This window comes from Salipaludibacillus sp. HK11, assembly GCF_047795645.1.
Classification (GTDB): domain Bacteria; phylum Bacillota; class Bacilli; order Bacillales; family Salisediminibacteriaceae; genus Salipaludibacillus.
In genome coordinates this window covers 549587-565938 of the sequence record NZ_CP181045.1, presented here as the reverse complement: position 1 = coordinate 565938, position 16352 = coordinate 549587, and the positions used below count along the sequence as shown (strand labels likewise).

The 16352-nt window shown below is 37.1% G+C and carries 11 protein-coding genes and 1 pseudogene; 3 read left to right on the top strand and 9 right to left on the bottom strand.

The window, feature by feature from the left end; translation table 11 throughout:
* Positions 1 to 223 precede the first annotated feature (223 nt).
* The 6 genes from ACM26V_RS02975 to ACM26V_RS02950 form a co-directional block, all read right to left on the bottom strand.
* Complete coding sequence (locus tag ACM26V_RS02975; RefSeq protein WP_416149978.1) at positions 224 to 4207, bottom strand: glycosyl hydrolase 53 family protein; 3984 nt, start codon at positions 4205 to 4207, stop codon at positions 224 to 226.
* Positions 4208 to 5251: 1044 nt separating this feature from the next.
* Positions 5252 to 5845 (bottom strand): 3-dehydroquinate synthase II, encoded by a 594-nt coding sequence (locus tag ACM26V_RS02970; protein WP_416149977.1) that lies wholly within the window; start codon positions 5843 to 5845, stop codon positions 5252 to 5254.
* A 315-nt stretch (positions 5846 to 6160) separates the two neighbouring features.
* Positions 6161 to 7438 (bottom strand): MBL fold metallo-hydrolase, encoded by a 1278-nt coding sequence (locus ACM26V_RS02965; RefSeq protein WP_416149976.1) that lies wholly within the window; start codon positions 7436 to 7438, stop codon positions 6161 to 6163.
* Positions 7439 to 7465: 27 nt separating this feature from the next.
* Positions 7466 to 9109, bottom strand: coding sequence for an ABC transporter permease (locus tag ACM26V_RS02960; protein WP_416149975.1), 1644 nt, complete (start codon positions 9107 to 9109; stop codon positions 7466 to 7468).
* A gap of 24 nt (positions 9110 to 9133) precedes the next feature.
* Positions 9134 to 10171 carry an ABC transporter substrate-binding protein gene (locus ACM26V_RS02955; protein ID WP_416149974.1) on the bottom strand — a complete coding sequence of 346 codons (1038 nt, stop codon included), beginning with the start codon at positions 10169 to 10171 and terminating at the stop codon, positions 9134 to 9136.
* Positions 10158 to 11294: an ABC transporter ATP-binding protein gene (locus tag ACM26V_RS02950; protein WP_416149973.1), complete on the bottom strand. Its 1137-nt coding sequence runs from the start codon at positions 11292 to 11294 to the stop codon at positions 10158 to 10160. Before ACM26V_RS02950 ends, ACM26V_RS02955 begins: the two co-directional genes overlap by 14 nt.
* A gap of 164 nt (positions 11295 to 11458) precedes the next feature.
* Between ACM26V_RS02950 and ACM26V_RS02945 the strand changes: the two genes are divergently transcribed.
* Both ACM26V_RS02945 and ACM26V_RS02940 read left to right on the top strand, forming a co-directional pair.
* Positions 11459 to 12346, top strand: coding sequence for a LysR substrate-binding domain-containing protein (locus ACM26V_RS02945; protein WP_416149972.1), 888 nt, complete (start codon positions 11459 to 11461; stop codon positions 12344 to 12346).
* A 94-nt stretch (positions 12347 to 12440) separates the two neighbouring features.
* Positions 12441 to 12956 carry a short-chain dehydrogenase gene (locus ACM26V_RS02940; protein WP_416149971.1) on the top strand — a complete coding sequence of 172 codons (516 nt, stop codon included), beginning with the start codon at positions 12441 to 12443 and terminating at the stop codon, positions 12954 to 12956.
* Positions 12957 to 13132: 176 nt separating this feature from the next.
* Here the strand turns inward: ACM26V_RS02940 and ACM26V_RS02935 are convergent, their stop codons facing one another.
* On the bottom strand, positions 13133 to 13720 hold the full coding sequence (locus ACM26V_RS02935; protein WP_416149970.1) for a GNAT family N-acetyltransferase: 588 nt from the start codon (positions 13718 to 13720) through the stop codon (positions 13133 to 13135).
* Positions 13721 to 13978: 258 nt separating this feature from the next.
* Between ACM26V_RS02935 and ACM26V_RS02930 the strand changes: the two are divergent.
* Positions 13979 to 14119 (top strand): annotated as a pseudogene (locus tag ACM26V_RS02930) (IS5/IS1182 family transposase); the annotation flags it as partial.
* 463 nt (positions 14120 to 14582) lie between these two features.
* Here ACM26V_RS02930 and ACM26V_RS02925 read toward each other — a convergent pair.
* Complete coding sequence (locus ACM26V_RS02925; RefSeq protein WP_416149969.1) at positions 14583 to 15086, bottom strand: DsbA family oxidoreductase; 504 nt, start codon at positions 15084 to 15086, stop codon at positions 14583 to 14585.
* A gap of 217 nt (positions 15087 to 15303) precedes the next feature.
* Positions 15304 to 16185, bottom strand: coding sequence for a YusW family protein (locus tag ACM26V_RS02920; protein WP_416149968.1), 882 nt, complete (start codon positions 16183 to 16185; stop codon positions 15304 to 15306).
* Between the last annotated feature and the right edge of the window lie 167 nt (positions 16186 to 16352).

Here is a 16352-nt window from a genome sequence, read left to right as displayed (position 1 = left end):
TTTATAAGAACATGGAAACACGGATGGAATTTGTCTTCTATAATACATTCAATAAAGTGTTTGTTTATTCCTTTAATTAGAAAAGATTCCTGGTGTATTTTTACAGGAAGAAAAGTCGCAGTTTCTTTCTTTTATTTAATTCAGATCGACTGAATTAATGCAGCAAAACAATTAAAAACCCATTAGCCGGTTAATCTGGCTAATGGATTTAATTTTATAAATTTTAATTTAATTGAGCTTTCTTTCTACGGATCATGATGAAACTACCAACTATCCCAATAACTAGTAATAAAGCTCCTGCAATTAACCAGTTAAATTGATTTGTTGCAGTATCTGGTAATTTCTCACCGCCCGATTCTTCTTCGTCAGACTTTCCATCTGTTTCTTGGTCGGTTTTTTCGTCTGTCTCGTTGATTGTTTCTCCTTCAAATTCTTCCCCATTAGGAGTTTCTGGTGAAGAAGGCGTATCTGAATCCACTACTTCCAGAGCATCAATTGCCGCTTGCAAGGATAATATAGCTTCTGTTAAATTTTCATCTGAATCAAGTGATGCTAACGCCTCTTCTGCTGCTTTAAGTGCTGCTTGCAATTCTTCAAAAGACGATTCAGTAAGTCCATCACTAGATATCTCTTTCCCTTTTTCGATTAAATCTTCTAATTCCTTCTTATCAATCACTTCAGGATCGGGATCCTCTGGAGTAATTTCATCTTCAGAAGCAATTTCAAAAACGCCATAGATACTGAAATGGCTGACTTCCGCTACTACCTCACCCGTTTCTTTATCGTATGAGATAGGAGTAATTCGATCTCGTTTTACTCCATCACTATCTATAAATACTACTTTTAAATCATTCCAATTTGAAATCTCTGTAGGATCAACCATAAAAGTTAGTGTTACTGGTGTTCCAAATTGAATATTCTCACCATTTGAAGTAAAAGTAATGTCGTATAATTCACTTAAACTATCAGGTAGAGAGGATGAAATGGATTCTGAAACATCGCCAAAATTAATAGTAATATCTGAATCTGTTTTTAAATTCGAGACTGGAATTACCATTTTTACATTGTTACGCTTTAATTCTAAAGAAGACCCGTCTTTTAATTGATCAAGTACTTCTTTTTTTAGAACAGTAGTCTTTATATCTTTTTTAGTTTTGTACAAGTTGTCTACTAATTCTAATTCAACTATATCACTTACTACCGTTTCTTCGGGTGATTCATAATCACCTACACGATATAAATAAAAATCATCTAACGTACCCCAGGCACCTGGACTAGCTGTGATATTCGCACCTATCGTAATCGTTCCATCTAGAATTAGAACGTCTTCTATTGTAGGGTTGTTCCATTCTGTCCAACCTCTTACTGAAGTGTCTACTCTATAGTAATCTTCATTGGTTTCAGCATGAAGATACATGTCTGACTCACCTGCATCCCCACCTTGAAGGAACATAGACACGTTATAATATCCCGGTTCTAAGTCCGTAATCGTCTGCTGGACGTTGAAATCAACTCCGACACCTGAGTAAAAGTGTAGTGAATAATCACCTGTTCGTGAATCCGCACGATTTTGCACTACCGATGCATGATCCGCTCCACGAGTGATCTCCCACATACTTGTATCACTTTCTTCAAAACTTGGATTTTTCACAAAATTTTCAGATTCAATTGAAAGGTTTGCTGTTACAGTGTGTTCTCCTTCAACCTCACCAATGATTTGATATGTTCCTTCGCCGGATTCTATCGCTTGTTGAAGTGCTGCGTCATCCCATGTGACTGACACGTCCGCTTCACTTCGATCATTGAAAATTGCTGTAACCGTATCAGGTAAAGTAATTTCTTCACCAAGAGTAACACTTACAGACACATTATTAACTTGGTCGATTTTCACTTCTGAAGCAACAGCCCCTGTATCGACATAATTAAACACATTTAATGATGCTAATGGATATCCTTGAAAATCAAACAATGCTTGATTATCTACTGCAGTTCCTCCATACCACTCACCAGCATCTTCTGGATCGTATGCTGCTGCATAACTTGTTGCCCAACCAGATCCGAATTCTTCCCACATCTGCATTCTTTCTTCTTGCGTTTTGTCATAACCTACTGGAATCCAGGCCGGCTCCCAATAAAAGACACCAATTCCTGCATCACCAACATTTGCAACTGCTTCAAATGTATCTCTAACAGCATTAGCTTGACCTTGAACCGTGATCGGATAATTCAGCGTTTGACCTGAATCTTGCGGTGCTGTGTTTCCATGGCCATCACCATTTTCATCTGTATACGTGTAAGATACTTCTGCAACCATCACTTCTTTATCATACGTATCAGCTATATTTTTCAAAACTGACGTTAAATTATCTAATGTCCCATGCCAGAACGGATAATAAGAACTAGCAAATACATCGTAATCTACGTCGTAGTTATCTAAGTTTTCCGCAATAGTTGCATATCTTCCAGAAGATTCTGGATTCGTAAAATGCAAAGCAATTAATATATCTTCGTCTATCTCTCTTACTGCTCTACTTCCTTCACTAAATAATGCAGACATCCTTTCCCAACCACTTTCACCTGCCACCGCATTATTTGTTTCATTTCCTACCTGGACCATTCCCACGTCAACGCCAGCATTTATGATATCTTGTAAACTACTTTTCGTGAAGTCATATAAAGCATCTTGTTTTTCTTCAAGACTCAAACCTTCCCAAGCTTTTGGCGCTTGTTGTTTAGCCGGGTCTGCCCAAAAGTCGGAATAATGGTAGTTTACTAGCAGTTTCATTCCGTTTTCAGTCGCCCTTTCTCCCATTTTAATTGCTTTAGCGACATCGTTATTTCCACCACCATAACCATTTCCTTCTGCATCATAAGGGTCATTCCATACACGGGCACGAACATAATTAACTCCCGCATCTGCTAAAGTTTTAAAAATATCTTGTTCTTGTCCATCTTCATTATAAAAATTCACGCCGCTCTCTTCTAGAGAAATTATACTAGAAATATCAACACCTTTAATAAAATCTTCATCAAGTCCATCTACTCTTTGAACAAAAATATCAGATTCAATTGGTTCAGGTACTTCTACTTCCGGCTCGTCGACAGGTTCTTCCTCAGGCTCTTCCACCTCTGAACCATCCCGTGAAACTAAACGAAAGCTATCTAAATTACCCCAAGCACTTGGCTCACCAGTTACTGTTGCTCCTACTTGAAATTCGGATGCGTCTTCGTCAACAACAAACTGTAGGGTAATCGTTTGCCAATCTTCCCAACCAGTTGTTGCTACTGCTTCTGCGGTAGTTGATCCTGCAAATAATTCTACATTTCCTGCTTCACTATTTTCACCACCCATTGAGCTAGCAGTTAATTCGTAGCTTCCAGCAGGAAGTTCTGCAATTGTTTGAGTTAAGTTAAAGGATTGACTCTCACTTGCATCATCCTCAATAAAATAGTTAACAGAATAACTCCCCTCATAAGCATCTCCATGAGCTGAATTAATCGCAACCTGTTCATAATCTATGTCAGTAACTTCCCATGAGCCATCATCATAAAAATCTGTCTCAAATCCACCATTTGTCAAGAGATTCCCCTCTGATTCAACTGGTTCTGTTGGCTCTGTTGGTTCATCTGGTTCTACTGGTTCAGAATCATCTAGTTTTACTAAGCTAAAGCTATCTAAATAACCCCAAGCACCTGGCTCACCTGTTACTGTTGCTCCAACTTGAAATTCGGAAGTGTTTTCGTCAACAGCGAACTCTAGGCTAAGCTTTTCCCAATTTTCATCTCCTGTTGTCGCTATTACATCTGCGGTGTTTGATCCCGCAAATAGTTCCACATTTCCAGCTTCATCATCTGCCCCACCCATTGAACTAGCAGTTAATTCATAGCTGCCAGCAGGAAGTTCTGCAATTGTTTGAGTTACGTTGAATGATTGACTATCTTCCCCATTGTCGTCAATCCAATAATTTAAGGAATGACTACCTTCATTAGCCGCATTATCAGAATAATTTATCGAGACACTTTCCCAAACTACATCAGGAAAACCCCATGATTCATCTTCAAAAAAGTTAGTCTCAAATCCACCATTCGTCAGGAGATTATCCTCCGACTCGGCTGCCAAACTACTTCCATGATTGACATTAAATACACTAAAAATCATTGCAAAAGTTAATAGTAACGCTAAATACTTTCTAGATCTTTGCACCATCTCTCACCTCTTCTTTAAGTTTTATTAATCTTAAATGTAAGCGTTGCAACGGCTTGTCTATTAATTTACTATATTTCGAGTGAAAGTCAATCCTTATAAAATGTATATATTTTTATATTTTTATTAATATGACGTTAGTATTATTTTAAATTATCATTTTTCACAAAAGACATATTCTATCACAGATGCTTCCAAAACCTCTATAAAACAGTTTTATTTAGAGTTTATATAATTCTAAACAGTAAAATTACTTACACATTGTGCAAATACAAATATTTACTATTATGATATTTAAGTAGAATATTTTTATATTTTTTTATAAAATTAATTTAAATATGGAAGCATAGGGACGGTTCTTCTGCTTCCTCTCACTCCACTTTTTATTTTTTAAGGAAGTAAAAAAAGCACAGAAAATGACCGAAGTCATTGTTCTGAACTTTTTTCAATTCCAGGCTTTCAAAAGGTTCTTTTCACATCAATTTTATCTTTAAAAGAGGTGTAATTTCGGGATCTCTACCGGGTACTAGCTGTGTCCAATGGTAAAAAACCAAATTCTGCGGTAAGCAAGTACTTGAACTCCCTTCTCCTTCGAATGAAATCCAAAGCGTATTCGTGATGTAGCATTCTTTCCTGTGGATTGCGAAGTCATGAAAAATCACCTCTGCTGTTATTTTAGGAAAGTTTCTTTCTTAATTTCTGTTTTTCAATTAAGGACAATGTCCAGACAGAGCTATGACACAATCAATATCTATTAGAATTTAACTCACCACTGTAATAAATCGTTTCTGTAATGATTAGGAATTTCAGCTACGATTGGTCCACGCCAAATTCCGGGTACATTTAATCATTCTCAACAATATCTGGTACATAAACGTCCACTTTTTCATGGTATCTATTTCTGGAACTTATCACACAGGATTTTCTTAAAAATAACACTAGCTTTTAAGCAAGTAAAACTAACCTCAGAGCCCTCCTATCTAATGGAAATAGTTCTGAGGTAACTTTCGTAAAACTATAGACCGAACAGGCGGACGGACTTAATCACTATTTTTCAATAATTTCTTCCGTTATTTTCTCGCCTAGGTGTCGACCTGGGGTGTCTTCGATACATGCAATACGGTCGCCTAGTTTTAAGTCTAAAATCGGTGTTTCACCTTTGGTTTCTTCAACTAAGTGCACACTTGTTGATTTTTGCAGTGTTGCAGAAGTGATTGAATATCCATTTTTACACTCGATTCTTATAAAAGGTCTCTTTTCAATTTTGACTCGACCTACAGGGATATTTCTGTCGCTTTGCTCATCCGTGACGATTAATTTACTTCCTGGTTCAATTTCGTGTAAATACATCGTTTGGTCATTTTGGTGTAAATACTGATGGTAAGATCCACAATTTATTCGAAATGGTCGTGGAGGATAACCATCAGATTCACGGTTTTCTGAGAGTACTTTAATATAACCATGTCCAGTATTACCGACGTATAAACCGTCACTTTGATTTAGAATATCAACGAAATCTATACATACTCGCATGCCTTCGCCAATTTCCTTAATATCCGTTATTTCTAAAAATACCATTGACTGCTCTTTAGTTAATTGTGATTTATTTCCCATTTTATGTATCGTTTCCTTTCCGATCATTTTTACTAAACCTAGAATAACACATATCGACACGCGTAGAGATATTGTTATTTAAAATGTAAGATGATATGCGGAAAGGTTTGCTGCTGAACGAGGCAAAGAGGAAGCAGAAGAACCGTCCCTACGCTTCCTGCTTTTTCTCTCTGTTTGTTTTGACAGAAAAAAGCCAGGCCATCATTGATGGCCTGGTAAATCCGATATATATGTAATGAAAGGGGGGAATCACTACATTATGAAGCTGGAGTCTGTTATTTTGTTGGTATAGTTATACTATAAATGATGATTGTTAAGAGAGTTTGATAGTATTGTAAAGTTTCAATTACACTGATTATTTTTTCGAATATTATGCTCAAAGGACGGAACAGTAATCGTATCTCCTGTATTCATCAGTTTAATCTTTGTTACGTTATCAATAGCTTTTCTCATTGCTTTTATTTGTTTATTTAATCCGTGAGTAAACACGGTTATTTGTGGATGAAGCTTTTTTATCATCTGTTTCGATTCATACAAACTTGGGTGCACTTTATATCTTACTTGTTGATACGAAACGGAATCTAGCTTTTGAGATAATGCGATAATTTCTTTTTGTTTTGGACCCGTTGTGATGACTGTCACAGGTGTGTGATGTTGTTGATTCAACCAAGTAATAATTTGTTCTTCAGAACAGAACCCGATAAAAGGATCTGGTATCTCGATCCATTGATCGACATTTGTGACTCTAAAGTCAGATAAAACACGTTTCATGTTTTCCGCTGATTCGGGTCGGAGCCACTCGGTATTTCCCATCAAAACATTTGTGTGATTCATCAGTTCTTGATCAACAACTAGTCGAACTGCCACTTCTTTCTTAAATGCTTCCCCGATGAATTTCATTAAATCTTGCGTTTTCCCCGAAAGAGGCCCTTGAAAAATAACTGTCGTCTTTTGTTGCATCGCTTTTTGTACGGTTGTACGTATTGTGTGTAAATTGTCGGCTTGTGAGTGAGTTGAGTCGGCGTATGCTCCATCTAATATTGCCAAATCAATCGATAGATTTGGCGGTTCTTCGATCATTAGTAAGTCAGATTCATAGGAATAGTCTCCTGAAAAGAATACATGTTTGCTTTGAAAGCGAAATACATACCAAACGGAACCGACCGTGTGTCCGCTCATCCCAAACATGTAATCGAGGTTGTCTATTTCACGTGACGGGTTCCATGTTTTTCGGGAATCTTTAGTGATCGTCACAAACCTTAAATCATTTATATGGTGACGTTCATATGGGACGACTTGCTGGGTCTGCTTTTGAAAGTCAGTCCATTTTTCGATCGTTTGTATCGCCTGGTTAATTGTTTCTGTTGTTGCATAGATGTTACCTTTATAGCCTAATTTAGCTAACATCGGTAAAGCCGCTACATGATCTTCATGTGCATGGGTTATAAAAACGGCGTCAATTTTTTTAACTATCGCTTCCGTTAACATTGGGTACGTTTCATCTGTAGTCATCCCACTTTTCATGACGCCAGCATCGATCAAAATTGTTTGTTTTTCGAACTGTAGTAAGAAACAGGATCGACCATATTCACCTGCTCCTCCTAAAAATGTGACTTTCATAACATCAACCTCTATTATTATAAGTTTTCATCTTCGATATTTTTGTGAACGGTTTTTCATTTGCTCGACAACGATTAACACCATCGTCGTGAATCCGACTGAAACTAGTGCCATCGACATCCCTAGTGCAACCGTCCCTTGTTCAAATTCTGCGTAAATAAATGTTGCAGATGTATGCATATTCGGCGGTCTTAATATCAAAGATCCTACTAATTCCCGCATTGAAATTGTGAATGTCATAATCCATCCTGCTAAGATACCAGGAAGTATCAACGGGATCAATACTGTACGAACCATGTACGTTTGACTAGCTCCACTCATCTTTGCCGCTTGAAAAAGGGAGTCACCTAGCTGGCCATAGATAGCTTTAATATTCTGCACGGTGAACGGTAAATATAAAATGACATAGGTTAATACAAGCATCACCCATGTATTATAAACAGGTGCCGGGTTCCACCTTGAATTCCAAAATAAGATCAAACCTACGACCACGACAATTCCTGGTACCGTATTTGGCGCTAGACTTAAAAAGTCAATGCTTTGTTCTGTTTTACCTCGTTTTTTCTTGATGATAATTGACACCCAAATGCCTATAATTACAGCAACAGTTGCCGCTATTGCAGCTAGCCAAATGCTATTCCACAATGCTCCTCGTCCACTTCCACTAAATAGTTCGACCAGATGTTTCAACGTTAAATTCGAAAAAGCTAATCCATCTCCTTGAATGTTAAGAAAGGCCGTTAAGACAACAGAAAAATATGGAATACCAATCGCGAGTCCAAGGATAATTACTAAATATATCCAAGCAAATACTTTCTTTTTTCCTAAAGGGATAAATGCTTTCGTTTGACCTTTTCCTGAAACAACCTTATCGTGTCTGCGGCTAACAAACCATTGTTGGAGATACCAAATCATCATGCTGACACTTAACAGCATCGTAGATAAAATTGCTGCTGTTCCAAAGTCGATCGGCCACGTGGAGGCGTGTTTGTGAATTTCAGATGTTAGTACATAGTAACCAATTCGATTCCCCAAAGTTACTGGAGTGCCAAATTCCCCTAACGTTTTGACGAAAACGAGTAGTGCCCCCATGCTATACCCGGAGATAAATAATGGGATAACGATTCGCTTCATGCGATAATAAAAACTCCCACCGTGAATAATACCTGCTTCTTCTAACCTGCCACCGATGTTCGCCAAGTTGTTCTTCATAATCAAATAAATAAATGGGAATAGGTGGAGACTCATCACTAACACCATACCAAAATATGAAAAAAACAAAGGCGTCACGGGTGCTAAAAATGGAAATAGTTGTTCTGCATACCCATTTGGTTGCATGGATAATATCCACCCCATCGCACCGATATAAGGAGGGGTCATAAATGGAATGATTAACACAATGTCAATCCAACGATGCTTTCCCAGTTCTGTTCGAGCCATGAAAAAAGCAAGGGGCGCCGAGATCAACGACGATAATGTTACAACCCCTAGGCCTAATAAAATCGAATTCGTTAAAATTTCAATATTTTGTTCTTCAAGTAAGATTCGAAATGGTGCAAATCCTGCAAAACTTCCATCTGGAGAAACACTTCGTAAGATTACTAAAAATAGTGGGATAAAAACTAAAATACCTAATACGGCAAAAGCCGCCACTTTATTTAATGATGACATGGAAAACCGACGAATTTTCATGACTTATCGAACAATCTCCAAGAAACGTTCTAATATATCTTCATTGTGTTCTTCCAAGTAACTCCACTCGAAATCAAGTTGCGGAATATCTTCTACGCCAGCACGAATTTCATGAGGTTGTATATCTACACGAGAAGGCAATAAATAGGCATCAGCAACAATTTCTTGCCCTTGATCAGACAAAATGAAATCAATATATTGCTGAGCGGAATCAATATTTTCAGCACTTTCAAGAATAAATGCTGGTCTAGGTGTGATCATTGTTCCACTTTCAGGAAAAATCAAATCGACGGGCTCTCCTTGTTCCATATTGTTATAAACCATGTAATCGACTCCTGCCATCACCATCGTATTGGCACCTGTAATAACTGTTTGTAGTGCTGGATTATTTGCACCTTCAAGGGTCAATCCATTACCAGCTAATTGCTCAAGTAGTTCCCAGCCATCGTCCCCTTCTTGGTTAATAAATGCAGCGACAAAATCTCTAGCTGTTCCTGATTGCGTTGGATCTGGGACAGCTAATTGATCTGAGAAACGCGCTTCAGTTAAGTCACTCCAATCTTCTGGTAGATCCTCTAGAAGTTCAGTATTGTAACTCAACCCTAATGCGGAAGCACTAAACCCATAATAATGAAAGTCATCATCAAACCAACCGTCATGTAATGAATCGGCATACTCGGACTCATAAGCGAGTGTCATTCCTCTGTCTTTATACTCCAATGCGGGTGGAAGCGATGCAAGAACAACTACATCTGCAATCGGGTTATCTTCCTCTGCCTGAAGACGACCTAAAACGTCACCTGTCGTTCCTTGAAACATGTCCACTTCCACACCCGTTTCTTCCTCAAAAGCATCAACTAATTGTTCCGCCATTCCTCCTGGCCCTGATGAATAAATGGTCAACTCCCCTGTCTCTGCTTGATCGGTTTGATTATTTCCACTAGCTTCTGCCTCTTCTTCAGACTCTTGACCACATGCTGATAATAATAGTGCTATTGATATACCTGACATAACTAATCCTTTAGCTTTAAGCTGTTTCATGTTTTATTCCTCCTTGTTTTTGAGAAAACGTCGGTTTCGTGCTCCCTTGTTGATGTTGCGTTTGGATAATATGGATCGATCTTGTGTTGATTTCAAAATAGATTTCTTTTCCAATTTCCAAGCGATTCGGTGAATAAGCAAACAGCGATTCATCACTCCCATCTATCTTGAACGTCACTTCATATCGCTCTCCTAAAAAACTAACAGTTTCAATAAAGCCTTTTAATCCTGTCTCGATTTCATTTGTTGACAATTTAATTTGTTCCGGTCTTATGATCACTGTTATCCACTCATTTTCAAGAATCGATTCGGTTAATTGTGGTATAGGTAATTGAACGAGGTGATTCATTTTCAAATAACTTACATTTCTATATGTTTTGAATTGCCCATTTAATAACCTTCCTTTTCCAACAAACGAAGCAACGGTATCATTAATCGGTTCTGCGTAAACCTCCTCCGGTGTCGCTGCCTGCATCTTTTCTCCTGCATGCAATACAACGACCCGATCTGACATCGCCATTGCTTCATTTTGATCATGTGTGACATACAACGCAGTCATATTCAATTTTTTCACCAAGTGCTGTAATAGAATTCTCATCTCATCACGCAAGGACGCATCGAGTGCACTTAATGGTTCATCCAATAGAATAATAGATGGATCACTGGCAATTGCTCTTGCAATCGCAACACGCTGTTGCTGCCCTCCTGATAGTTGATGAGGATAGCGCTCCGCATGATCGGATAATTGCACATTTTCTAACGCTTCGATAACTTTTTCTTTTAATCCTCGCTTTTTACCTGTTGCCTTTAAGCTGTAAGCAACATTTTCAAATACGGTCATATGCGGCCAAAGCGCGAAGTCTTGGAAAACCATGCCGATATTCCTTTTTTGCGGTGCTTTATTAACATGATCTTTTTTAGAGAACACTACTTGATCCCCAAAGCTAATTTCACCCTGGTCAGGTTCTTCTAGACCAGCTATCATCCGTAGCAAGGTTGTTTTTCCACAACCAGAAGGACCTAGTAAACTAACAAATTCTCCAGCATGTATTGTGAAATCAAACGGATGCAAAGCTTTTAATTTTCCAAATGACTTTTCAATAGCGGTTATCACAATATTCAAGGCTCAACCTCCTCTCAATACTTATTACAGTTCTAACTTTAAAGCAGTAATGTTAAGCAAAAATTAAGCTAGAATTAACATTGCATCAATATTTTCTATGTATAATCAATATCGACATAGATTTTATCTATAATTGATGGGTACAATAGAGCAGGAGGAACGAGATGAATTTAAAACAACTCGAAATCTTTTATCATTATAGTGACAGTAGAAACGTCACAAAAGTAGCTGAAATATTAGGGCTTAAACAGCCTACTGTCTCGTTTCATTTGAAAAAATTAGAGACTTCCTTAGGAGTAAAACTCTATGAGAGGAAACGAGAAAAAATAGTTTTAACAGCAGCGGGTCAGACGTTAAATTATTATGCAACTGAAATTTTAGGTTTAATGTCAGAAACTAATAGAGTCATGAAAGATTACCAATCGTTCCATAAAGGAGAGCTATTGATCGGTGCGAGTAATGTACCAGCAAATTACTTGCTCCCAAAAGTGTTAACACCTTTTGTAAATGAGTTCCCTCAAGTACGTGTCGACTTACATATTGAAACAGCGCCAAAAGTAATTGAGTTGATTATACTGAAGGAAATTGATTTAGGAATTATTTCAGAACAAGGGTTTCAACATGAGCAAGTAAATGTCAAACGGCTAGTAAAAGATAATCTTGTTTTTGTTATGCCTAATCAAGGTGGGAATTCTAATATAAAAGAGGTGAGCGAAGAAAAACTGCAAAAAGAGCCACTTATTTTACACAAAAGAGGTTCAACGAGAGAAATGGTTGATAAGTGGGCGGAGGAGAATCATTTTTCACTTAACATCAAAATGGAGTTAACAAATATTGAGGCAATCAGAAGAATGGTCATCATGGGAACTGGATGCTCGATTTTATCGAAGAAAGCGATTGAAAATGAAATCGCACGTGAAGAATTGGTTTGTTTTGATATTCCTAGCTTAGAAAAAAATCGATGCCTATCTCTCATTTACAGAAAGGATCGACCAATCACTCCGTTATTACAGCATTTTATTACAAATTTATATACTTATATGAATGAATAAGTTATTCTAAAAATAAATATGGATGGTTAGAAGTAATATTTTCTTTTTAGGAGGTGATATTATCAAGCATGCATTAGTTATAGGTGGTACAGGCATGTTATCTAAGGTTTCATTATGGTTAGTGAATGAAGGCTATCACGTATCGGTCATTGGACGTACACCTGAACATATGAAACAATTAATAAGTGCTTCAAAAGAATCAGTTCGTATTACTCCATTGCTTGTAGATTACATAAAGGAAAGTGAATTGAGAGAACAACTGAAAATGACTATAGAAAAAAACGGTCCAGTTGATTTAGTTGTAGCTTGGATACATTCAGTTGGAAAGAACGTTTTAGCTGTGATCTCACAAGAGCTCTCATCTGATAATCTTCCATGGAAATTATTCCATGTGTTAGGTAGCAGTTCAAATTTAAAAGATATAAAGAATAAAGTAACTGTACCAAGCAACTGTCTCTATAGACAAGTGCAATTAGGATTCATTATTGAAAAAGATAATTCTAGATGGCTAACTCACGAAGAAATTTGTTATGGAGTTATTGAAGCGATCTCTAATGAAAGATTTGTGACCATTGTTGGAACGCTATTTCCATGGGGAAAACGACCATAAATCTAAAAGATAGGATTAAAATTATCAGGTTCACTTCGTGGAGAGGAAATGTGTAAAAATATAGATTAAATATAAAGTTAAAGTAGAGCTTTACTACTAAATATGCTTAAAAAAAGCGAGGATTCCCTTACTTTGTCATCTTGATATTGACTAAGGAATTTGGGGAAATACCTTGTTCAAATAAATTCTTTAAAAATATACTGCTTAATTGCGTGCCACTCTGAATGGATAATACTAAAGTATGCATCATCTCTACTTACTCCAAAAGCATCTATATAATTGGCTCTAAAAACACCTTCTTTTGTTGCACCTAACTTTTTGATTGCTTTTTGAGAGCGAATATTTCTGACATCTGCACTAAATTGAACTCTTCTAAATCCGATATCTTCAAAGGCGTATTTTAATAATTCGAATTTACAAGCCTTGTTTAAACCTTTTCCTCTAAAAGGCTCACCATACCATGTCCATCCAATTTCTAATCGTTTATTATTAAATTGAAGATTCCCGTACCTTGTTGAACCGGCTACTTCATTCGTTCTTTTATCAATTACTATAAAAGGATAGGAATTTTGCAAATTTCTTTGATTTGCAGTATCAATAAGGTAATTTTGAAATTCTTCCTCACTCTTACATTCGACTGTATAATATATTTCCTCATCGTAAATGATTTTTCTCAATTGCTCATCATACATCTCATCAAACGGAACCAGTTTTACAAGATGATTTTCTAATATGATGTTTTTATCATAAAATTCATCCTTCATTTTATTTCGCCCCTTTCTTCTCCCTCTACCATCATCTAATTACTTTTTTTCATTTATATCTGAGTCAATTTCATAATTCAGAGCCCTTGTGGCCCAATAGATTTAAGAGACAAAAAAAGGAGTACCTCCCCAACTGTCGAATTTAGTAAGTAGCGAACAAACTAATTTGACTGGAGGGAAGACTCCTATGTCCATTTTACGACAAGAGAGCCTACTAAGTATAGATGTTTTATACGATTTAAAACCTACCCAACGTTATTTCAACTAAACAATATACGATACCGAACAGGAGAAAGAGCGAAAGTTCATTTTGACTTTACTACACTTGTTTACAATGCCATGAAACTCGCAGGATTACGACTGAAAACAAAGAGAAGCCAAGGACAGAAAGCTGCTTAAAGGTATACAAAATTTTTGATCGTTGATGTTGAAAATCTGTGAGACGCCTGCAGGAAAAGCAATAGCTGAAGATCCATCGGGGCGGTTTCCCCCGATTAGCTGAAGCATTGCCTGCGGCAAGCGAGCAAGTTTTCAACTATCAACACTAGCTTTTAAAGTGACGATTTTTTAAAAGAGTACTCTTGATATTCTGCGCTTCTGACTTTATTCAGAAAATGCATTATGAAATTGACTCATCTATATCCCTTTTATGATTTTAACATATAATGACAAAAATAGTTTTGTTCTATTATCTGAAGTAAAATCGGTAGACCATACTATGCATTTATTTTAACTTGCATATTTCTTCTCATTTTATTTCACACAAATCACTATAAAAGTTGCAACCCAAACCAATCTAATAAATCTTTATTCAATAAAAAACATCTAACAAATGAACATGCATTTGTTAGACGTTTTTTATTTATGCTTCTTCGCCTATTAGTTTTAAAAGTGACTTATAGGTTTGCGCTCCCAATACTCCTTTTGTTCCTGAAATAAAGCAAGGAACAGCGGTAACACCATGGCGTTGAGCTTCTTCCATTTCACTTACTACTTGTTGTTCGTACTCTCGAGATTCTAATGCGGTTCTAAACGCTCGTGGGTCAAGACCGATATTCTCAGCAATTTTCACGAGGGTATCGATGTCATTGATCGTTTTCTCTTGTTGAAAGTGCGCCTTAAAAACAGCGTCATGGTATTCATTATCAAGCCCTTGCTTCTCAGCGAATTTCGCACCTTCTAATGCGTGTCGAGAATGCTTGCTTTTATCATTCCACTTCATTTCTAATCCATATTGTTCTGACATCCGTTTCACATTTGCTTTCGCTTGTTCGTAATATTCAGGTGAGTGAGACGGTGTCTCTACTCCCTCTGGTCTTAACTCAAAAGACTTCCACTCTACTTCGATATCATGATCCTTGGCCACCTGGTCAAGTGGGACTTTCCCGATGAAACAGAATGGTCACAAGAAATCTGAGTACACGGTGATTTTCTTTGTCATATTTATTTCCTCCTAGTCGAATTCGATCTTTGTCAACTTCCCATTATAATAGCATTATTTGAATTCACTTGAAAGAAATGAGCTCTTGCATCGATTGAAAATGGAAGCAGGAGAACCGTCCCCCTGCTTCCATTGCTTTTCACTATTCCACGTCATGCTTGAATTTTACTGTCTCTCCATTTTCATATTCTACGTCAATATCAAAGTCTTTCACATCGCTCTCGTCAATATCTAGTGCGAGTAGAACTTCTTGCTTCATCTCTTGAATCGAACGGTCCGTCGTGATAGAAATTTCACCTAGTAATGCTTCAATCTCTGATAATGCTTCTGAACCTTCGATCTCTATTCCATCTCCTCGTTCAATCTCTGCTTCTTGATCATCCGCATCATACTCATATTTCCAGTCATCTCCATTAAAGAAGTCGATATCGATATCTAACTCACGAACATTTCCTAAATCTCCGTTTCCGCCAGATTCATGGTCAAATTCTATCGCTTCTCCACTATCGTACTTCATTTCTAAATCAAAATCCTCTACTTCTTCGATTGATACATCAAGAACAGACAAGACTTCTTCCTTCATTTCCATCAATGGACGATCCTTTGTTATATTAATTTCTGTTAAGATTTCTTCAATTTCTAAACGAGCATCTGCTCCAAGGATTGCCTCTTCTCCATCACGTTCGATCTCCATGTCTTCTTCGTCATCACGCTCATATTCAAATTCCCATTCTTCTCCATTTAAAAATTCGACATGTAAATCAAATTCATACACATCACCTTGCATTGTTGTTTCCTCACTTGAATCATTTTGCGATTCAGATTCAGAGATCTGATTATCCGCATTGTCCTCATCATTGCCATCGTTATTCGACTCATCTTCCGGTAATTCATTTTGATTGTTACCATTTTCTGCTCCAGTATTGATTTCTGCTCCAGTATTGGAACTATTCTCGTTCATTTCACCTGCTCCACATGCTGATAAAAGCAAGATAGATGTTAATCCTATTACTATTCTTTTCATATTTATCATTCCTTTCTATTTCCTATAGTTACATATTACCCGCTTTAAATGAACCTAACATTAACATTAGATTAGAATTTGATGAGAATGGACGGTTCCTTTCTCCTACTTGATTTAATTGCTTTTGCAGTCATTCAATCAAGTTGATTACGTCTATGTTTGTCGGT